General features: G+C 44.0%; 20 protein-coding genes and 1 other annotated feature. Of the genes, 11 read left to right on the top strand and 9 right to left on the bottom strand.

Going from position 1 to position 20,412, the window contains the following annotated elements; all coding sequences use genetic code 11:
* Positions 1 to 27: 27 nt before the first annotated feature.
* Positions 28 to 1,143, bottom strand: a complete 1,116-nt coding sequence (locus tag OM416_RS03785) for an NADH:flavin oxidoreductase (protein WP_413775743.1) — start codon at positions 1,141 to 1,143, stop codon at positions 28 to 30.
* Positions 1,144 to 1,581: 438 nt separating this feature from the next.
* On the opposite strand from OM416_RS03785, the gene OM416_RS03780 reads away from it, so the two are divergent.
* Positions 1,582 to 1,947: a hypothetical protein gene (locus OM416_RS03780; RefSeq protein WP_264927152.1), complete on the top strand. Its 366-nt coding sequence runs from the start codon at positions 1,582 to 1,584 to the stop codon at positions 1,945 to 1,947.
* Between the two features lie 96 nt (positions 1,948 to 2,043).
* Here OM416_RS03780 and OM416_RS03775 read toward each other — a convergent pair whose 3' ends face one another.
* Positions 2,044 to 3,297, bottom strand: coding sequence for a cytochrome P450 (locus OM416_RS03775; RefSeq protein ID WP_264927150.1), 1,254 nt, complete (start codon positions 3,295 to 3,297; stop codon positions 2,044 to 2,046).
* 98 nt (positions 3,298 to 3,395) lie between these two features.
* Between OM416_RS03775 and OM416_RS03770 the strand changes: the two genes are divergently transcribed.
* The 4 genes from OM416_RS03770 to OM416_RS03755 all read left to right on the top strand — a co-directional run bounded on the left by OM416_RS03770 (position 3,396) and on the right by OM416_RS03755 (position 6,307).
* Entirely contained in the window at positions 3,396 to 4,553 is a 1,158-nt protein-coding gene (locus OM416_RS03770; RefSeq protein WP_264927148.1) for a YhgE/Pip domain-containing protein, read from the top strand.
* Positions 4,554 to 4,624: 71 nt separating this feature from the next.
* A complete protein-coding gene (locus OM416_RS03765; protein ID WP_264927146.1) occupies positions 4,625 to 5,170 on the top strand; it encodes a PadR family transcriptional regulator in 546 nt (181 codons plus the stop codon).
* A 20-nt stretch (positions 5,171 to 5,190) separates the two neighbouring features.
* Positions 5,191 to 5,490: a Dabb family protein gene (locus OM416_RS03760; RefSeq protein WP_264927144.1), complete on the top strand. Its 300-nt coding sequence runs from the start codon at positions 5,191 to 5,193 to the stop codon at positions 5,488 to 5,490.
* 46 nt (positions 5,491 to 5,536) lie between these two features.
* Complete coding sequence (locus tag OM416_RS03755) at positions 5,537 to 6,307, top strand: NRDE family protein (RefSeq protein WP_264927142.1); 771 nt, start codon at positions 5,537 to 5,539, stop codon at positions 6,305 to 6,307.
* Positions 6,308 to 6,379: 72 nt separating this feature from the next.
* Here OM416_RS03755 and OM416_RS03750 read toward each other — a convergent pair whose 3' ends face one another.
* The 3 genes from OM416_RS03750 to OM416_RS03740 all read right to left on the bottom strand — a co-directional run bounded on the left by OM416_RS03750 (position 6,380) and on the right by OM416_RS03740 (position 9,946).
* Positions 6,380 to 7,165 carry a hypothetical protein gene (locus OM416_RS03750; protein WP_264927140.1) on the bottom strand — a complete coding sequence of 262 codons (786 nt, stop codon included), beginning with the start codon at positions 7,163 to 7,165 and terminating at the stop codon, positions 6,380 to 6,382.
* 2 nt (positions 7,166 to 7,167) lie between these two features.
* Entirely contained in the window at positions 7,168 to 8,163 is a 996-nt protein-coding gene (locus OM416_RS03745) for an ABC transporter substrate-binding protein (protein ID WP_264927138.1), read from the bottom strand.
* Between the two features lie 130 nt (positions 8,164 to 8,293).
* Positions 8,294 to 9,946: an AraC family transcriptional regulator gene (locus OM416_RS03740; protein ID WP_264927136.1), complete on the bottom strand. Its 1,653-nt coding sequence runs from the start codon at positions 9,944 to 9,946 to the stop codon at positions 8,294 to 8,296.
* A 333-nt stretch (positions 9,947 to 10,279) separates the two neighbouring features.
* Here OM416_RS03740 and OM416_RS03735 point away from each other — a divergent pair, with 333 nt between their 5' ends.
* The 5 genes from OM416_RS03735 (at position 10,280) to tyrS (ending at position 16,176) form a co-directional block, all read left to right on the top strand.
* Positions 10,280 to 11,596, top strand: coding sequence for a nucleobase:cation symporter-2 family protein (locus OM416_RS03735; RefSeq protein WP_264927134.1), 1,317 nt, complete (start codon positions 10,280 to 10,282; stop codon positions 11,594 to 11,596).
* Between the two features lie 335 nt (positions 11,597 to 11,931).
* Positions 11,932 to 13,401: a protein adenylyltransferase SelO gene (locus tag OM416_RS03730; RefSeq protein ID WP_264927132.1), complete on the top strand. Its 1,470-nt coding sequence runs from the start codon at positions 11,932 to 11,934 to the stop codon at positions 13,399 to 13,401.
* Positions 13,402 to 13,555: 154 nt separating this feature from the next.
* Positions 13,556 to 13,999 carry an immunity 63 family protein gene (locus OM416_RS03725; RefSeq protein ID WP_264927130.1) on the top strand — a complete coding sequence of 148 codons (444 nt, stop codon included), beginning with the start codon at positions 13,556 to 13,558 and terminating at the stop codon, positions 13,997 to 13,999.
* A 20-nt stretch (positions 14,000 to 14,019) separates the two neighbouring features.
* Positions 14,020 to 14,469: a DMP19 family protein gene (locus tag OM416_RS03720; RefSeq protein ID WP_264927128.1), complete on the top strand. Its 450-nt coding sequence runs from the start codon at positions 14,020 to 14,022 to the stop codon at positions 14,467 to 14,469.
* 99 nt (positions 14,470 to 14,568) lie between these two features.
* Positions 14,569 to 14,796 (top strand) — a binding site (T-box leader).
* 117 nt (positions 14,797 to 14,913) lie between these two features.
* A complete protein-coding gene (tyrS, locus tag OM416_RS03715; RefSeq protein ID WP_264927126.1) occupies positions 14,914 to 16,176 on the top strand; it encodes a tyrosine--tRNA ligase in 1,263 nt (420 codons plus the stop codon).
* Positions 16,177 to 16,318: 142 nt separating this feature from the next.
* On the opposite strand, the gene OM416_RS03710 is transcribed toward tyrS, so the two are convergent.
* The 4 genes from OM416_RS03710 to OM416_RS03695 all read right to left on the bottom strand — a co-directional run bounded on the left by OM416_RS03710 (position 16,319) and on the right by OM416_RS03695 (position 18,522).
* Complete coding sequence (locus OM416_RS03710) at positions 16,319 to 16,597, bottom strand: YxcD family protein (protein ID WP_017687903.1); 279 nt, start codon at positions 16,595 to 16,597, stop codon at positions 16,319 to 16,321.
* A 5-nt stretch (positions 16,598 to 16,602) separates the two neighbouring features.
* Positions 16,603 to 17,109 carry a hypothetical protein gene (locus OM416_RS03705; RefSeq protein WP_062835013.1) on the bottom strand — a complete coding sequence of 169 codons (507 nt, stop codon included), beginning with the start codon at positions 17,107 to 17,109 and terminating at the stop codon, positions 16,603 to 16,605.
* Between the two features lie 98 nt (positions 17,110 to 17,207).
* On the bottom strand, positions 17,208 to 17,774 hold the full coding sequence (locus tag OM416_RS03700) for a PadR family transcriptional regulator (protein ID WP_264927122.1): 567 nt from the start codon (positions 17,772 to 17,774) through the stop codon (positions 17,208 to 17,210).
* Between the two features lie 172 nt (positions 17,775 to 17,946).
* A complete protein-coding gene (locus tag OM416_RS03695) occupies positions 17,947 to 18,522 on the bottom strand; it encodes a beta-class carbonic anhydrase (RefSeq protein WP_169481075.1) in 576 nt (191 codons plus the stop codon).
* 226 nt (positions 18,523 to 18,748) lie between these two features.
* On the opposite strand from OM416_RS03695, the gene OM416_RS03690 reads away from it, so the two are divergent.
* Positions 18,749 to 20,263 (top strand): carboxypeptidase M32, encoded by a 1,515-nt coding sequence (locus OM416_RS03690; protein WP_264927119.1) that lies wholly within the window; start codon positions 18,749 to 18,751, stop codon positions 20,261 to 20,263.
* The last annotated feature ends 149 nt before the right edge of the window (positions 20,264 to 20,412 follow it).

Genomic DNA, 20,412 nt, shown 5'->3' with positions numbered 1-20,412 from the left:
AATGTCAGGAACAATAATTAATTATTCTTAGTGTAACGTAGCCAGTGCTTCAGGTGTAAAAGGCTGAATCTCAGATACGCGGCCTTCGCGTAGTTTAGCAGCCCATGCAGGGTCTCCAAGGAGCGCACGTCCTACAGCCACCAGATCAAATTCCTGTTGCTCATATCGCTTGATAAGTTCGCTCATACCTGGATGTGTTGCTTTATCTGCTCCTGCTTCAGGCTCATCTGGTATCCCCACAGAACCGACGGTAATGGTGGTTTGACCACTCAGCTTCCGTACCCAACCTGCAAATCCAAGCTCAGATCCTTCGAACTCGGGCTCCCAGAAGCGTCGTGTGGAGCAGTGGAAGATGTCTACACCAGCGTCAACCAGCAAACGAAGGAATTGTTCCAGTTGTTCGGGTGTGTCGAACAGTCTGGCTTGATAATCATTCATCTTCCATTGAGAAATTCGCATGGCAATAGGGAAATCAGGGCCTACCGCCGCACGGACTGCCTTAACAAGTTCAACCGCGAATTGAGTTCGTTTCTCAAGGTCGCCACCGTAGCGGTCTGTTCTGTTATTCGTTGTTTTCCAGAAAAACTGATCGATCAGAAAACCGTGCGCACCGTGAAGCTCAATCCCGTCAAAACCAATGCTTTGCGCATTGGCCGCTGCATCGGCATAAGCTTGAATCACTGTTGCGATCTCTTCCTCCGTCATAGGTGTACTTACCTGATTACCCTCCATATCGAGTCCTGATGGACTAAGCGAAGCGGCTTCCGGGTGAGGTTGAGATCCGGAAGGACGAACGATTCCCATATGTAAAATCTGAGGGAAAATCTTGCCGCCGGCTTCATGAACATGTTCGACTACTTTAGCCCACCCTTGAAGAGCTGCTTCCCCATACATATGAGGGATTTTAGGCTCACTTGATGCAGATGGATGCTCAATGGTCGCACCTTCGGTAATAATGAGTCCAACACCATGCTCGGCACGCCGACGATAATATGCGGCTACATCGGGGCCCGGGACACCTTCCGGGGAGAAGGCACGAGCCATGGGGGACATGACGATGCGCGAGGATAGGGTTAATTTTTTAACAGTGTATGGTTGGAACAGAAAATCCGTAGAAATAACACGATATTGTTCATTGCTCAAAATAAGCACCTCCATTATTAGTACCTTTCGGTGGGTACGAGTGTAATATTAGCAATCCCAACATACTTGCTCAACCAACAGATTGATCATTTTGTTGCTTAAGCGAAATACTTCCCAAATTGTATGGTGTCTTGGAAACTCCCTTTTTACTTGTTGAATAAACAGTACTTATCTATACTAGAAGAACCTATTAAACGATCTTTAGTACAAAGGAGCATTAGGAAATGTCAGGTGTAGTATCTTCCAATTCTAACGATCCGCGTGTAATCCGTACTCGTCAATTAATTCTTGATGCGTTTTTATACCACTTGAGCCTTAAAAATTTCAACAGCATTACGATTCAAAACATTACGGAACAAGCCACAATTAACAGGGCTATTCTACGCCCATTTTCAGGATAAATATGCACTGCTTGAAGCCTTGTTATCGGATGCTTTTATGGAATATGTAACGAATAGGGTGGACCCGGATGCTAGGTTATCGGCCGAGACCATACAGCAACTTATATTTTCATTATGTGATTATCACGTCTCCAGTAATGGATGCATCAAAAAATATGAGACGGTTGCACCAATTATTGAAGAGAACATCAAGACTCAACTGGAGCAATTCCTTCTTGAATTAATGAGCAAAGTAGCGGGAGATGTAGATCCCAAAACGTTGAAAATTACGGCAACCATGCTAAGCTGGTCGATCTATGGAATAACCTATCGATGGAATATTGAAGGTGGGCAGGAATCCCCTGCTGAGTTGGCTCAACGAGTTGTCCCCTACATGATCGGCGGCTTGGAATTATTGAATTGAGTTAAGTTGACTTGAAAGAGCTTATCAAATGAATTAATCATAGGATGAGAAAAGAGCAGATAATCTGCTCTTTTTTGGTATCCACATATACCGAATTTACTTATACAGCTTCATTGGAAGGTTTGTTAAGGACTGCCCAGCGGCCGATGGAGTCAGGTTTTCTTCCAGGATGAACCCTTGAACAGGTTCAATTTTGGTGAATGATTTTAGGAATACGCTTAACACAATCTTCGCTTCCAGGCGCGCCAGAGGAGCCCCCAGACAGAAGTGAGTACCAAAACCAAACGCTAGCTGTTTGTTATTGTTCGAACGATGAATATTCAGCGTGAATGGATCTTCGAACATGTTCTTATCCATATTGGCTGCACTCATCCACGCCACGATGGCGTCTCCCTTTTTCAACTTAACCCCAAGTAGATCGGTATCCTCTTTGACCATGCGGTCCATTTTGCTGATGTGAAAACGATATCTCAGCATTTCTTCTACCGCGGCAGGAACAAGTTCAGGGTGATCTCTGAGCTCGGCATACAATTCCGGTTGGTCATATAGAAGGGCGTAGAACGAGTTGGCCAGCAGATTACTGGTCGTTTCGATGCCAGCTCCCAGAATAAACATGGTGGTTCGCACAATCTCTTCGTCCGTAAAGTGCTCGCCATCCATCTCAACCTGAATCAGGTCTGATATGATATCTTCTCCCAGATTGGATCGTTTGGACACAACGAAGGGATACAAGTACTTGAAGTATTCTTCACCAGCAATCTTTTTCAATTGGTTAATCTGATCAAAGGTGGCATCAGTAGTAGGCATAAACATGGTGTCCACCCAATCCTTGAACAGATGACGATCTTTGGAAGGAATACCGAGCAGGTCAGACATGATAATGATTGGAAACATACTCGTATAAGCTTTAACAATATCGACTTCCGGCTGATGTTCAAATGCGCTGATTAATTCTTCGGCCACGGCCTCAATTCTCGGTTCCCAGAGCTTGAGACTTCTTGGCGTAAATGCACTGGCGAGTAAGGATCTCCGCTTGCGATGTTCCGGAGGATCTACGTTGTGAATATCCAGCTTGTCCGGCATATGGTGCTCGTTCTCCGAACCTTCTTTATCATTCGAATATCCTACGTTAACAATCGATCTTTTTCTCACACTGGAGAAGTGCTCGTGATCATTAAGCACCATTTTGACAAGATCATACCTGAACACATGCCAGGAATCGGTCTCTTCGTTGTAGATGACAGGTTCCTGATTCAACATGCTGCGATACCAACGGTAGGGACTGAATTCTTCTTCTTTCGATTGGAAATTCGTGATTTCAGACAGAGAAATAATAGAGCTCTTCTTCATTCGTTTCGCCTCCTTGGTTGGTTTCATTGACAAATATACCAAACAAGAGTACTTTAATTCAAGTAGTTCAAATTATAATAAACAAGGTGGAGTAGACAGTGAAGAACACACTGAAGCACGGCGGAGTCAAAGCAGGCATATTCATGATTATTTTTTATCAGATCGTAATGTTGACCGTTTTTATGTCAGGGTATAGTGCCATTCCGAAAAATGTAACGAATCTTACCGTGGCTATTGTCAACGAAGACCAGCAATCCGGCACGGAATTTGTACAAAAATTGCAAGAGCAATTGCCGTTTAACGTGGTAACGGATGAATCGTTGCAACAGGCGAAGACAGGACTTGAAGACCGGGATATTCATATGATCATTCGTATACCGGGTGATTTTACGGAGAAACTGTCTGAACAGGGCGGGAAAACGCAGCTCCAGTACCTGATTAATGAATCAAACCCAACAACAATTACGAGCACCATGAAAAATGTAGCTGCTGAAATTACTGCACAGATGGGAACTCAGATTCAAGCACAGAGCTTCGAGGGTGTGCTGGGCAGTATGCAGGTTCCTGCGGAGCAATCGAAGCAGATTGTGGAATCGACGATGGGCAAAGTGTCATCTGACATCGTTCTGAGTAACCCGCAGCCAGCAGGCATGCAGAATCAGATGGCACCGATGTTCATCACCATGGCGCTGTATGTCGGGGCTATGATCTATGCGATGCAAAGCATTGGCGGAATGCAACAGCTGCAAGGACAGATGGGGAAATGGAGAGCATTCTTTGCAATGCGAGGAGCCAACCTGCTTATTTCCATCCTTGCGCCACTTGTAGGGATTGGTATTTATTTTATGGTGCAGGGGTATGGGGTGGAAGTGTTTTTGAAAATGTGGATGGTACACAGCTTGCAGCTATTTGTATCGATTGAGTTCACGAGTATCTTTATTATGCTTCTCGGTCAAGGCGGAATGCTGGTCAATATGATCTTTGTACTCAGCCAATCCATTGCGAACGGGACGTCCATGTCACCAGAGATGATGCCAGGATATTTCAAAGTCGTAAGTCAGATCACACCAATGTTCTATTCAACACATCTGGATTATAATATTCTCTTCGGCGGAGGGAAGACAGTAGAATATGCGGTCGGATTGGCACTGGTGGGCGTGGTAGCCTTTGTTATCAATACAGCCATCCATCATTTCAAAAAAGCCAAACAGATCGATACAACACAGGAGCCTGTACAACAGCCCGTTATGATATAAAATAGAAGTTATGAGGGTAAGCGATTAGGAACAAGCTGTACCCTTGGATAAGCGGAATGGGGGCAGTCACAATGTCGATTCAAATATTTATACTTGGTGCACTAAGTGAAGGGAATTATTACCCTTATGATATTAAGAAGCGTATTGGTAAACATCTGGATCAAACCGACGCCAAAATTACTGAAGGCACGATCTACTATAATTTCGAAGTGTTGCTGAAGAAGGGCCTGATCGAGAAGGTAGAAACGATCCAGACTGAAAATCGACCGGACAAAACAACATATGGAATTACCGAAAAAGGGCGACAGTCGCTCGAAGAAAGCATATATAAGGTGTTCCAGAAGTTTACGAATGTGCAGTCATTGTACGCTGCGCTGGTCAACCTGGATAAGGTGGACAATCAGAAGATTGCTTACCTGATTGAGGATATTATCGATAAGATGAAAAAGAAAATAGAGTATATTGAGCTTCATACCCCAGAACAGATGGATACTAAAGGGGACCTGAAAGATGCTCTGTTATTAATGAGAGATCATGCTTATCAGAGTATTCAAAGCGATATCAACTGGTTGGAGAAACTGCTGAAACATGTTCAAAGAAGAGTGGCGAAGGATTAAAACAGAGGAGGAATAACAAGATGTTTGAACATTTGGTTGTTTTTAAATTTAACGATAATATCACATTAGCCAAGCAACAGGAATGGGTGGCTCAATTGCTCGCACTACAGGAACAGATTCCGGGAATTGTCGCGCTGACCGCAGGAATCAATGCAACGGAAGAAACGGACCGTATTCAAGGTTATACGATTGGATTACGAGTGACATTTGAAGATCAGGACGCGTTGCGCGCCTATGGTCCACATCCTGCTCATCAGGCATTTGTAGCTTCCCTGGATGGTTGGGTGGAAGATGTCATTGTAGTTGATTATGCGATATAAAGCCCCAATATCATAGGTTTAACAAATATAGGAGTTGAAGATTTCCATGTGTTTGATTCTATTTGCTTACAAAGTACATCCAAAGTATCCGCTTATATTGGGATCCAATAGGGATGAATTCTATCACAGACCTGCGGCTCAAGCACATTATTGGGAAGATCACCCTCAAATATTGGCAGGCCGCGATTTGTCGAAAATGGGAACCTGGATGGGCGTAACCACAGGGGGACGTCTTGCTGCTGTTACGAATTATCGTGATCCGAATGAAGATTTACATGCCAAGGGTTCAAGGGGAGATTTGGTTGCTGATTTTTTAAAGGGAACGTCCACACCTGAGCAATATATGCAACGTGCGGAGCAAAGTCGCAATGATTATCCTGGCTACAATTTGTTGGTGGGTGATCCTGACGACCTCTATTATTACTCTAATGTGGGCAACGTTGTGATGAAGTTGAAACCAGGAATTTACGGGATTAGTAATCACTTGATCAATACGGATTGGCCCAAGGTGAAACGCGGGAAAGAAGGGCTGGAGAAAATCATCAACGGGCAGGACGAAGTAACCCTGACAGAGCAAATATTAGATTTGCTGCAAATGGCAGACCCTTCAGTGGATGAACTTCTGCCCCATACAGGCGTTCCATTGGAATGGGAACGTTTGCTTTCTCCTATATTTGTTAAAAGTGAGAAATTCGACTATGGGACCAGAGCTTCGTCCGTTGTCCTGATGACCAGAGAAGAAGTATTGTTTACGGAGAGGGCTCATCAGAACGGAGAGGTCATGGAGCAGCGTTTAGAGATAGAGATTAAGAAATAGAGCACAACTTCCGAGAATAGAACAGGTCATGTCGAGACATTGCTTCTCAACATGACCTGTTCTATTTCTCATTTAACCGCATGATCCTGCGCGCATGGATACTCGATCCACTTCTTTCAGGCGGGGACAAACGTAGCAGTATCCGAATTTGGCATCCAAACGATATGCTTGACAGCAGGAAGGTTTGATCAAAACTTGCCGACCAGAGTCATTTATATGCTGGGTAAATCTCAATTTGATTTCAAACGGATTTTTTAGAAGTCCCAAGATACTGGCATCCAACCCATGGCGAAGAATATGTTTTTGGAAAGTAATACTTCGCTTGTTATTCTCATCTGATGTCTCGGATAGTTCTTCTTCCATGTGACTGTATAAAGTGCTGACGACTTGTCCCCATAAAGAGAGGGCGTTGATCTGAGTTGTGCCAGATAACACTTCTAACAGCGGCCGTACGTTCTCTTTATAGAATACTTGTAGAACCTGTGTACACCATTCCTCACGGTTATGCTTGGGAATCTGGATACGCTTTGTATTTTTGATTTTAAATGAAAACAAAGGGTATTGTTCCTGGATGTACAGTTGCACACTGATATTAGATAAAGACAAATCGTAAATATAATCTTCATCTCCAAACAGCATGTTCTGAAGCGCACTACATACGGAAGCATACCAGTTGCAGAAAAAAGCTGCGGTGACAGAGCGTTCGTCTGACTTGATCAGAGGGCCATACATGTCGAGCAAACGGTTCATTTGATTTTCGTGAAGAAGATCTGTAGCAGAAATGGTAAGCAGCATATGCATAGGATCGAGACCATGCAAAGTCAGGAAATAACGATTCTCCAGCTCGTCTATATCCACGTTTAATTTTCTTTCTTCTCAAAAGCTTGAAGCACATCGTTCACTGCATTGCTATCTGCCAGCGGAGACATGCCCAGACTAAACCATTCCTTGCCGCCCATGGTGTACACCTGGTTTTTCTTGACTGCAGTCATATTTTTCCACAACGAACTATTCATCATTTCCTTGTATCTCTTTTGAACTTTATCACTGGACTCATCATCCAATTGCAAAATAATATGATCAGGGTTGTACTCAGGAATCTTTTCCAAAGAGATCGAGACACTCATTTCACTCTGTGGAAAGTCTTTGACCGGATTTAACCCCAGCTCTTGATGAATGAACTTGCCCCGATCAATATTTTCTCCATATATAACGATCTCGTCAGCCATGATCATCATATACATAACCGTTTCTTCACCCACCAGGGTATCTAGTTTCTTCTTGGCTTCTGCTTCTTGAACCTGCAGATCTGTGATGACCTTTTCAGCCACATCTTTCTTGCCCAGAACTTCAGCGATATCTCGCAGTTCATCCCGCCAATTGTCTCGCTGCGGCAGAAGAACGGTTGGAGCAATGGCAGTCAATTGATCATAGTCCTTATCAGACCACCAGGCAGGAGCAATAATAAGGTCTGGTTGCGTGGATAGAATGGCTTCAAAATTAGGTGTTTGGGCGAGCCCGGTCTTCAATGTGTCTTTCAATGCCTCTTGCAGATAAGCCGGGAACTCTGGATGGTAGTTCTGTACCGCAACAGGTCTTACACCCAGAGCATACAGAAATTCCGGGTAAACAACTGAAAGACCAACAATTCTTTGTGGATCAGCAGGAATGCTAATTTCTCCTTTTTCACTAGCTACAACACGAGTTTTATCGGATAACGCTGTTTCTAGTGTGCTGGAATCTCCAGTGGCAGTTCCTGAAGTATCTGACCCTGTTTTGCTTCCTGCACAGGCAGTGCACAGCGCGATTAACAATACAATAATGATGCTCGTACTCCAACCTCTTTTTTGTTTCATTTCTTGATGCTCCCCTTGAACTAATAAAATTTGCAATTGATAATCTCACAATAAGATTGATTATCATTATCACATAAAAGGAGTATAAATGTTTTTCATCTTACGGAATATTGACGATCACGACAACGTTCTATGCACGATTACGCCAAAGCATCAGCACCTCATCCAAAACCAGTTCATGCGTAAATGCCGTGTATTCTATCCATGGATACGTAGGGAGGAAATCGATTCGACCATTTCGGACCGCTTTGAGATCACGCCAATGTTCAGATTGCATGAGTAATTGCCAACCCAACTGTGAGCGTGCATCATCATCGAGGATAATCACTAAACGATCAGCATCGTACTTGGCGAGCTCTGCAGGTGTAACCCTAAGATCGGGCATCAAGCGGTTGATATCATGTGGAGGAGCGATGTGCAAATCATCGTAAAAGACCGTAGCCAGACTTCTACATCCCAAAATGTGGTATGAATCTCCTGTGACTCTAATTACAAGAAGCGTATCCTCCTTAATAGTGTACTGAATTTGTTCTTTTACAAAGCGTGACTTCCGTTCGTATTTTTCAAACCAGGTGTCAGCCAGGGCGGTTTTGTCCAAAAATTCCGCAATCAGCTGTACATGTTCACGCCAGGTATGGTCAATCCAGGGCACGAAAAAGGCAGGTGCGATTTGTTTAATCCAAGCCTGCTCATCAGTGGAAACCATATTATCAATTCCAATAATATAATCCGGATTAGCGAGGAGAAGCTCTTCTCTTTTTACCGCTTCAATTGAATTCAGTGATAGAACCAGATCAGCTCCGTACTTTCTCTTGTAATAATCAGTCCAGGGATGATCCCCAGGTGCGGCAATAGGAGTGATCTCTAAGGGCAACAATTGTCCGATATTAAAAGGGTTATAGGCAACAATTTTTTGCTTGTTGTTCCTAATAAACGTGGCTGGAGGGATACCCGTAATCTGTTTGAATTTGCGACGAAAATAAATATCATCAGGATAACCTACGTGACTGGCGATGTCCTTGAGTCGGTATTCACCGTCCATTTTCATAAGTTTCTGAGCTTGATTAATTCGATAAACAGCCAGATATTCAATTGCGCTGCATCCATACCTTTTCTTGAAAAGCCTGATAAAATGACGGGAACTTATTCCTGCGACCTTTGCCAAATGTTCAATCGTTAACTCTTGTTGATAATGCTCTTCCATGTATGATTTTACATATTCGAGAACTTCCTCCGGATCATTTTCATGAACAAGTAGGTCATCTTGAAAGAGGTGATACAGGAGTTCCTGAAAGTAAATTTGACTTCGAAATTGCTTCAGTTGATCATCGCTTTGCAAGTTTTTCGTAATATTCTCGCACAAAGCATTTATAGAAACTGGTGAAGAAAGAATAATCTTTTCTTTAATAGGAAAAGGAAGTTCGCCTTGGATTGGCCGAACGGAGTCAGTCGTCCTTGAATCGTAATCCTTGATAATATCGAATCGCAGAAGGTAAAGTCCGCGTTCATCCAGCGATTGTGCTGCTGCCTGTACCAGTTGACCAGGGTTACAGATGTATACACTACCTTCTTGCCATTCAATGTACTGTCCATCAAGGGTAATCCATCCTTGTCCGCTTGCTGCAACAATAAACAAGTGGGATTCAATGAACTGGAGTTTAAGCTCCCAATCGGTGGCAGTGTTTTTGATATGTTGAATATGTCGGAGTTTAAAAGATGAATGTTCGAGTAGCGAATATTTGGAATTTTCGTTGTTTCTGTTGATATGTACGATGCGAATCACCAGTCCTTTGCTAATGAACATTCTAGCTCACCAGCATACTTACCGCAATTGGTCAGAAATGGGTGACGAGAGGAAGTTATTCATCTCTAGATACTTCTTCTGGATGTAACTACGTTGTTGCTCAATCACGGATGTTAACTAATATGACGCAATGTGAATGGCGTGGGGTGATCCTTTGTACAACACGCCCAATTTAAGTTAGGATCTTTATATCTTATAACAATTATATGTTATGAATCATGGAACTTCCCTGAATAGTTTATATAATGTGAATCAACATAACATGATTTTGCAGCGGTTCGGTTGATTCTAATTTCAGGGGGGCAACGTGGGATGAAAGAAACCAAAAAGATGAGAATTTTTTCACTGGGGATTCAGCACGTACTCGCGATGTATGCGGGAGCAATACTGGTACCTTTGCTTGTGGGCAGAGCGCTAAATTTGACAGCAGAGCAGTTGGCTTATCTAGTATCCATTGACCTGTTAACGTGTGGGATTGCAACATGGCTTCAGGCTCGGAAAGGCAAGTACTTGGGTATTGGTCTGCCAGCGGTGCTCGGAAGTTCTTTTGTAGCGGTGACACCCATGATAGCCATTGGATCGCAATACGGAATTCCTGCCATATATGGGTCGATCATTGCAGCAGGAGTATTTATCGTCATCTTTGCCGTTTTTTTCAGTAAAATAGTCAAATTTTTTCCGCCAGTCGTGATAGGTACAGTGGTAACGATCATCGGTCTTGCGCTGATCCCAACAGGCATTAAAAATATGGCGGGTGGAGCAAACAGTGAGAATTTCGGAAGCTTGGATAATTTGGCTCTTTCTTTTAGCGTATTACTCTTCATTCTAATTCTGAATCGATATGCTCGCGGTTTTGTTAAATCCCTGGCTGTTCTTCTGGGCATTATCGTGGGGACCCTCATCGCGGCTTTCATGGGAAAAGTGAATTTTGCCGCTGTACAGGAAGCCTCATGGTTCCATTTGCCCCAACCTTTCTACTTTGGATGGCCAACCTTCGAAATCGGCCCCATTATTACAATGATTATTGTAGGTACGGTAGTTATTATCGAATCAACAGGTGTGTTTATGGCTTTGAGTAAAATCTGTGATCAACCGATCAACGAAAAAGATCTGGCACGGGGATATCGCGCAGAAGGTCTTGCGTTTGTTCTAGGTGGCATATTCAATGCCTTTCCATACAATACATTTGCTCAGAATGTCGGTTTGGTTCAGCTTTCCAAGGTGAAAACGACTAATGTAGTCGTTGCAGCCGGAGGTATTCTGGTCTTTCTCGGACTTATTCCGAAGGTAGCTGCTTTTGCAACGATTATTCCAAGTGCTGTCCTTGGAGGAGCGACTGTTGTCCTGTTCGGAATGGTCGTCTCATCCGGGATTAAAATGCTGCAAAACGTCGATTTTGTTAAACAATCCAATCTGTTGATCGTGGCTTGCTCTGTTTCACTCGGACTTGGTGTTACCGCTGTACCAGATCTGTTTGCTCAACTTCCTCAAAGTATTCGTATCATTGTCAGCGATGGTATTATTACCGGAAGTTTATCAGCCATCCTGCTTAATGTCTTCTTTAACCTCGGTTTCAAAAATAAGAGCTTGCCAGTACAGCCTGTACAGGCTCAGGAAGCGCATACCTGATCCTTTTTCTACGATAAGATAACAAAACTGATTTAAATGAACGAAATAGACCCAAGGCGTGATGGATTGAGGGAAATAAGGTAAGAACTCCCCTCATGACAGAATCTCTTGGGTTTTTATTTGCTTGGGAGCTATGGCGCTTAATGATGATCTACATATGAAAGTTATTGCTGAGGGAATGCAAAAGGAATGCAAATATGCTAAAGTTTCATCAAGAACATTTTAGATGTTCCCTACATTGAATTTCCATGCGACTACATAAATGAGCATTGATTCACAAGGCTAAAATAAAACCAGGGGATATCCCTGGGTACAGAAAAGGAGTTGTGATCACCATGCAACAAGAAACATTGAACAAAGGCTGGAATTTGGACAATAGTTATGCGCAGCTACCGCAACCCTTTTTTACAAGTCAGGGTGCGGTTCCTGTTGAATCACCGAAGCTGATCATTTTCAATAGACTGCTTGCATCCAGCTTAGGACTGGATGTGGAGTCTCTTGACAGTGATGAAGGAGCACGAATTTTTGCAGGTAATTCGATTCCGGAAGGAGCCGAGCCTCTGGCGCAGGCTTATGCAGGACATCAATTCGGCAATTTTAACATGCTTGGTGATGGACGGGCTTTACTGCTGGGAGAACAGATTACGCCACAAGGCGAGCGAGTGGATATCCAGCTGAAAGGTTCAGGTAGAACACCATACTCCCGTGGAGGGGATGGACGAGCTGCTGTTGGACCCATGTTGCGTGAGTACATCATTAGTGAGGCAATGTATGCACTGGGTATCCCAACGACTCGCAGTCTGGCAGTGGTGTCTACAGGAGAAAACATTATTCGCGAAACAGAACGGCCTGGGGCTATCTTGACCCGTGTGGCTTCCAGTCACATCCGAGTAGCAACCTTTCAGTACGCAGCAAGATGGGGGTCTATTGATGATCTTCGGGCGTTGGCTGATTACACCTTGCATCGACATTTTCCTGATGTCGCTCAAGCGGAGAATCGCTATCTGTTGCTCCTTCAGGAAGTAATTAAGCGACAGGCGGCGCTCGTTGCCCAGTGGCAGCGAGTTGGCTTTATTCATGGTGTAATGAATACGGACAATATGGCGATTAGTGGAGAAACGATTGATTACGGGCCATGTGCTTTTATGGATGCCTATAATCTGAGTACGGTGTTTAGTTCAATTGATAAGCAAGGTCGTTATGCTTATGGCAATCAACCGTATATTGGCGGATGGAATTTGGCTCGATTTGCCGAGACACTGATACCACTGCTGCATGAAGACGAGGAGCAGGCCGTGCAAATCGCTCAGGATGCTATCGCGCAATTTTCTGAATTGTACCATCATCATTGGCTCAAGGGAATGCGTTCCAAACTGGGCTTGTTGGATGAAGAGGCCGAAGATGAAGCCCTAATCAAGGACCTTCTTGAACTCATGGAGAAGCATAGTGCAGATTACACGAATACGTTCCTGGCATTGACCTTTGATACATTGGAAGGAACAGCTTTGTTTGGTACGGCAGAATTTGCTGAATGGCATGAGCGGTGGCAAGCAAGATTGGACAGACAGCAGGGGGAGAAGGAAGTCTCTAAGCAGTTGATGAGAACAAGCAATCCAGCTGTCATTCCCCGCAATCATCGGGTCGAAGAAGCGCTTGAGCGAGCAGAGAATCATGGAGATCTTAGCTTGTTGGAGAAGCTTTTGGCTGTTCTTTCAGATCCATTCAAGCATTCACCTGAACAGGCTGAGTATGCTGAACTACCTGCACAATGTAATACTTCGTATCAGACTTTTTGTGGGACCTGATTAAACAATATGAAAGAAGAAAAGGCTGCCGTGGGCAGCTTTTTCATTTTTTCACACTGTCATCGACGTTAATATCCATCATTGACATTGAATTCGGAGATTGTCATGTAATAATTAGAGAAGAAGTGATTTACTTATATAGGCAGGTGTAGTGATGTCCAACATGTTAAGCAAACAACAACTGGCAGCGATCCTTTTAGAGTTGTTAGAGCGAACAGCTTTCCATAGGGAACAGATGCAGAACTATGTTAACCGTATGTTTGAGAGCTTTAAATCGGATGGTGTCCCCTATGTAGAGTGTGGAAAAGATACGTATATCGTTCGAATATACGAACGTGGTCTCGTCTTGTTAGAGAAACGGGTGAAACAGCCAGATGAAGTCATCTATTGGCTGCTGGAGGATATTATTTTCACCGCGACGCATGTGGGGTTTTTGGAAAGATATGGTGTGGATAATAAACAGACGCATTTGAACTACACAAATGAAGTGATGAAGGAACTAAACAGGGGTGTTCAGGAAGCCTTCCAGCAGATCGGTGATCCGTATTTACATTGGCATCAGACGGGTAAACGTCAGGAGTTAGAGGGCATGAAATAAATAAAAATGAGGTGTGTTACGTGAGCGAGCAAGATATTAATGATGGATGGTATGACTATGCTGTGTTATTTGTCGAAAAAAAGAATGAATCTGAACAGGGCTGGGCTTCGTTGACTTCGAACGAGCAGGACATTGCTGCTTTATGGCTGTTAGAGGCGGATATCTTTAGTGGCGGTTTTATTCAGTTTTTCTGTAACTGGGGTGAAGAGGTATACCGTTACGCGTTACGGGCATTACATACCATTGGTGCGACTCAAGTGTTGGAGATTGTAACATCAGCATACGGCTGCATTGAGCATCTGGAAGAGGATGAACGGCTTACTGAACTGTGGGATATTCCTAAATTTCTGACACAGGAACAGGAGCAGCGTTTAGATACGTTGGATCAGCAATTTTGGAGCAATGAGGATCAGATTGCGGAGAAGGCCTATGGTTATTACCACGGGAAATTGAACATGATGACTATATAAGCTGGTTTCAAATATGCACCCATAGCTCTGTTGAAAGATTGCATACTTGCCCTTGCAATGACTCAAACGTTCGGCTATACTTGCTATAAATTGAATACATGAATCACGTTGATAGAGCGCAGTAGCGGCTTTGTCCCTGTTACAGAAAGTCAGGGGTTGATGGAACCTGATACATACAAGGGCTGCGAATTACACTCTGGAGTACTTGGGTAATGCCAAGCGGAAGGGCAAACGATATATTGCCAAAAGTGGTATGGATAGCGTGTTAAAGTCACGTGTTGTCCATGCAATTTGGGTGGTACCACGGTTATGATAATCGTCCCTGTGTCTAATGAAGACAAGGAGGCGATTTTTTTGTGTCCAAAAAAGCCGTTCCAGCGTGTTATTTCGTAATTTAACGTAGATCATGACTGAATCTTGAGGATAGAAAAGGGGTTTTTACGAATGAATATTATTGATGAACTACAGTGGCGTGACGCCATTAACCAGCAGACAGATGCAGAGGGACTGCGTGACTTGACTGAAACGAAATCCGTTTCCTTGTACTGCGGAGTTGACCCTACGGGGGATAGCATGCACATCGGACATTTAATTCCCTTCATGATGCTCAAACGTTTTCAACTGGCAGGACATCGTCCAGTCATTCTGATTGGTGGAGCTACAGGTACGATTGGTGATCCAAGTGGACGTCAGGCAGAGCGCTCTTTGCAAACCATGGAGCAGGTGCAGGAGAATGTGGATGCACTGACAGCACAGATGAAGAAGCTGTTCGTAACTGACGGTGATAATCAGGTTCGTATGGTGAACAACTACGATTGGACACACAAAATCAATGTCATCGAATTCTTGCGTGACTACGGCAAAAACTTTAACCTCAATACGATGTTGGCTAAGGATGTCGTTGCGAGCAGACTGGAAGGCGGAATTTCGTTTACTGAGTTTTCCTACCAGATTCTTCAATCACTCGACTACTTGCACCTTTTCCAGAACGAGGATGTTCAACTTCAAATCGGCGGTTCTGATCAATGGGGTAATATCACGAGTGGTCTCGACTTGATACGCAAAAAAGAAGGATCTGAAGCGAAAGCGTACGGTCTGACCATTCCACTGATGCTCAAATCCGATGGAACCAAATTCGGTAAAACAGCTGGCGGCGCAATCTGGCTTGATCCGAACAAAACGACACCATTTGAGTTCTACCAGTTCTGGGCGAATACAGATGACCGTGATGTCATTAAATACTTGAAATACTTTACCTTCCTGAGCAAAGAAGAAATTGAAGCTTTGGCTGAAAAGGTAGAGACAGAGCCACACAAACGTGAAGCACAGAAAGCACTCGCGGAAGAAATGACGAAATTCGTTCACGGCGAAGACATGCTGGAACAGGCTAAGCGTATTACAGCGGCGCTGTTCAGTGGTGATATCCGTTCCCTGACGGCAGATGAAATCGAGCAGGGTTTCAAGGAAATGCCAACATTCGAAACGGACGGCGAAGCGAAAAATATCGTCGACTGGCTCGTAGATCTGGGTTTGGAGCCATCCAAACGCCAGGCGCGTGAGGATGTCACTAAAGGCGCTATCTCCATGAACGGTGAGAAAATCACGGAGCTTGAATTCACAGTGTCGGCAGAGCATGCCATTGGCGGTAAATTCATCATTATCCGTAAAGGTAAAAAGAACTACAGCCTGGTTAAACTCCAATCATAGTGTCTGAGTATTAGAACGAAATACGGAAACGTATCAGACTATACCACACCACTTATATAGAAACAAAAAGACCGTCTTCCATCTCTGTCAAGCGACAGAGCGGAGACGGTCTTTTGTATAACAGGTCATTGGTTGACCTATATTATTGATTAACGATCGCTGTGATCTCTTCATCCAGATCAAGTCGTACGTTCTCACGGTACGCCCGAATGTTGTATTCACTGTGCAAGTAGCGAAGAATTGCTTCAATCATATTGGACTCCACCAGATACTGACTGCGGCCTTGAATCCAAACTTCAGCGGAATAACCTGTATCTTCTTCCCAGCTCAGTTCCACGTTCACATCGGTTGGACGTACACCCTTACGTTCTGCCATATGAATACAGATTGCATTCACAATTTCATCCATGCTCAGAACCATAGAGATTAGTACCGTCCGTTTCTGTTACGGTCATCATCACGATCATCATTGCGGCGGTCATAACGGCCATCCGCTGCAGGTTTACGACGGTTGGAGATAGCTCTGAAGAGTGCCATAGCCAGCATTACAATCAACATAATTGCTGCAACGTTCACGAGCAATCCGAGGATGTTACCCAGGGCGCCCATGCCACCGAACAATCCACCGAACATCATACCAGCAAGACCACCAAGCATCATGCCTTTCATGAAGCCGCCGCCACCGCCAAAGAATCCACCACCACGAGTTGCAGCTGCACCAGTACCGGAGTTATTACCGGAATTGGATTGATTCACGTTACTGTTGGAGTCGGATTTCTTAGGTGTGTTAGTATAACTTTTCGTACCGGATTTGAATCCGCCACCACGTCTTGCATCCGCAGAATCCGGATTCGTTACTCCCACTGTTGCGAACAATAATGTAAAGGCCATAAATACCATCATTAGATGTTTAACTCCGAATTTTTTCTTCATTGTAAAGATCGTAACCCCCCGATTAATTTGTTTGAATCGCCCAAAAATGGGCCTTACTCATGTAATACGGTCAACTTGCAGGAACGTTTCAAATTTTATTAAATTTCTGAAACGCTTGGACTTGGGTCTTGAATTGCAGCTTGACCATCAAGTAATTGGGTAACCCAATGACACCATTCTAGGCCTGTTTGCGCATGCATTAACCCTTTTTGTACCAGGATGTAGCTTCCAAAATCTCGGTTGCCTACACGAAGATTATCCAGAGGTATACGTGACTTCAGTTCCTCGAAATAACGTATGCGTTCCATAAACCAGCTTTTACGCTCATTCAGAATGCGTCTCATGCTTCCATCTTCCGCAATGCCAACACACAAGATACGCAAATTAAATTCATCGCGTGTAACCGGTGCGGTAACAGGAGTAATCATCCATTCCAAGAGCTTTTCAATGCCTTTTTCCGTAACTGCGTACATTTTCTTGTCGGGTTTGTCAGACTGTTGTACCCAGCGGGAGGCCAATAACTCATCGTTTTCCATCTTGGACAGGAGTGGGTAGATCTGGCTGTGTTTCGCCTGCCAATGCGGCTGAATCTTCAGCATCAGATCATAGCCCGATGACTCCTCGCGGGTAAGCAGCCCGAGCAATCCGTAGGAAAGTATGTTCATGCACATGTCTCCTTAATATTAGGGCTGGGTCAGAGAAAATAATCAATTTTGCTTTCTTTGACCGCTTTCATAAAAGTGTACACTGAAACTGTATGGTTTGACAACCTGACAGAGCAACTGCCTCAATTTAGACAAAAAAAGTGCGAACCATAAGGTCCGCACTCCAAACCATTTAGAGAGATGCCTGTTGCCCATACCCCTCAGCGACAAGATCAAGCTCACCTGTAGCAGAATCGATAACCATGCCGTGGACGGGTACATTGGGAGGAAGTAGAGGATGCTTCTTGATCACTTCCACAGTATGTTTTACCCCTTCTTCGACGCTGTCAAACCCGCGCAACCATTTTTGCAAACGGATGCCAGAGTTCTCAAGGGTTGTCATGACTTCTTCAGATACGCCACGTTCAACCATATGTCCAATCATCGTCTCTGCGTGAAGGGAAGCCATACCGCATTCCGTATGTCCGACAACCAGAACTTCATCTGCACCCAGTTCATAGATGGCGACAAGCACACTACGCATTACACTGCCGAAAGGCTGAGAGATAATCGCGCCTGCGTTTTTGATGATTTTCACATCACCGTTCTTCAGATTCATGGCCTTGGGCAGCATTTCCACCAGACGTGTATCCATACAAGTGATGATAACCATCTTTTTGGTTGGAAACTTGCCAGCCGTATACTTTTCGTATTCTTTAGTCTCGACAAATGTTTTGTTGTAAGCCAAAATCTCTTGAATGTTGTTCATGTCCATTGCCTCCTGTTATCCAATACGACGAGCACGGCCACTTGCATTTAATGCAGCTTGTCCTACGCGCCTTTGCTTTAATAGTATATCACGGTCAGCAAATCACATCACTCCACCCTTTGTAGTGGAATAATGCAATTTGCCTCTGTTAAAAGTTGATTATACTCAATGGGAAAAGTATCATCAATAGGGTATAACATTTTTTTTGAAGAGGTGAACGATAACAATGGATAAACAAACACTAGAACATTTGGAATCCTTCCGTAATTTGGCTCGTAAAATTAAGAGCTATCATGAAGCCATTGGTTTGCTTCACTGGGATCTGCGCACAGGTGCGCCGAAAAAAGGCGTTCCGACTCGTTCGGAGACGTTAGGCATGTTATCCACCGAAGCATTCAAGCTGCAAACTTCTGCTGACATGAAGACATACCTGGATGCATTGACTTCTCCAGCGCTATTGGAACAACTCGAAGATATAGATCGTCGGTTGGTTGAAGATTGCAAGAAAGAATATGATCGCAGTCAGTCTGTACCACCTGAGAAAGTACAAGCGTATACCGTGCTCACGGCCAAGTCCGAAACCGCATGGGAAGATGCCAAGCATAACAGTGATTTTGCAGGCTTCTCACCTTATCTGACCGATATCGTTAAGCTCAAGCAGGAGTTTATTGATTATTGGGGTGTGAAGGATACACGTTATGATACGTTGCTTGATATGTATGAACCGGATCTGACCGTAGAGAAAGTGGATGCTGTATTTGCCCGTCTCAAAGCACGTTTGGTGCCTCTGCAAGAGAAGATCAATGCTTCGGAAAACAAGCCAAATACAGAGTTCCTGAATCAGTTGTTTGACACTGAACAGCAGGAAAAATTCAGTCTGTTCATCCTGGAACAGATGGGCTATGACTTTGAAGCTGGACGATTGGACGAGAGTGTTCATCCTTTTGCAACGGGCCTTAACCCGGGTGATGTACGGATCACCACACATTATCTGCAGGATGATGTAGCAAGCGCAGTTTTCAGTTCACTGCATGAGGGCGGACATGCCCTGTATGAGCAAAATATTGATGACAGTCTGGCGGGTACCCTTCTTGCTGAAGGTACTTCAATGGGTATCCATGAATCCCAGTCCCGTCTTTGGGAAAATATGATTGGTCGCAGCCTGCCGTTCTGGACACGCTATTACAAAGATTTGCAGCAGCATTTCCCGCAACTGAGCGAAGTTGAACTGGAAGATTTCTATCGTGCAATCAACCGGGTGGAGAGTTCACTCATTCGCATTGAAGCCGATGAACTGACCTATAACCTGCACATTATTATCCGCTATGAGATCGAGAAAATGCTGTTCAACGATGGTCTGGAAGTGAAGGATCTGCCGGAAACTTGGAATGCAAAATACAAGGAATACCTTGGTATTATGCCAACGAATGATGGAGATGGTGTTCTTCAGGATGTTCACTGGTCCGGTGGCGACTTCGGTTACTTTGCATCGTATTCTCTGGGTAATATGTATGCAGCTCAAATTCTACATACATTGCGCAAGGAAATGCCGGAGTTTGATACCCATATTACCGAAGGTAATCTGATTCCAATTAAGGAATGGCTTACAGACAAAATCTATCGATATGGCAAAAGTCGTACACCTTCGGAATTAATTGTTGCCGTAACGGGTGAAGAATTGAATCCGGATTATCTAGCCGATTATCTGGAAGCTAAATATGCGGAGATTTACAAGCTGTAATATCGCTTTAACAGCATATTGCAATAACATTTTGAAGAGCTGAAGAGTCGGGCATTATTGCCCGGCTCTTTTTTGCATTCAAGTTCTTAACCTTTTGTTGGGCATCAGCATATCCATAATAGAGAGAAACTGCTGAAACCAGTGAAGGA

This window comes from Paenibacillus sp. LS1, assembly GCF_026013365.1.
Classification (GTDB): domain Bacteria; phylum Bacillota; class Bacilli; order Paenibacillales; family Paenibacillaceae; genus Paenibacillus.
The sequence above is the reverse complement of the archived record's forward strand: the minus strand, read 5'-3'. Positions and strand labels throughout refer to the sequence as shown.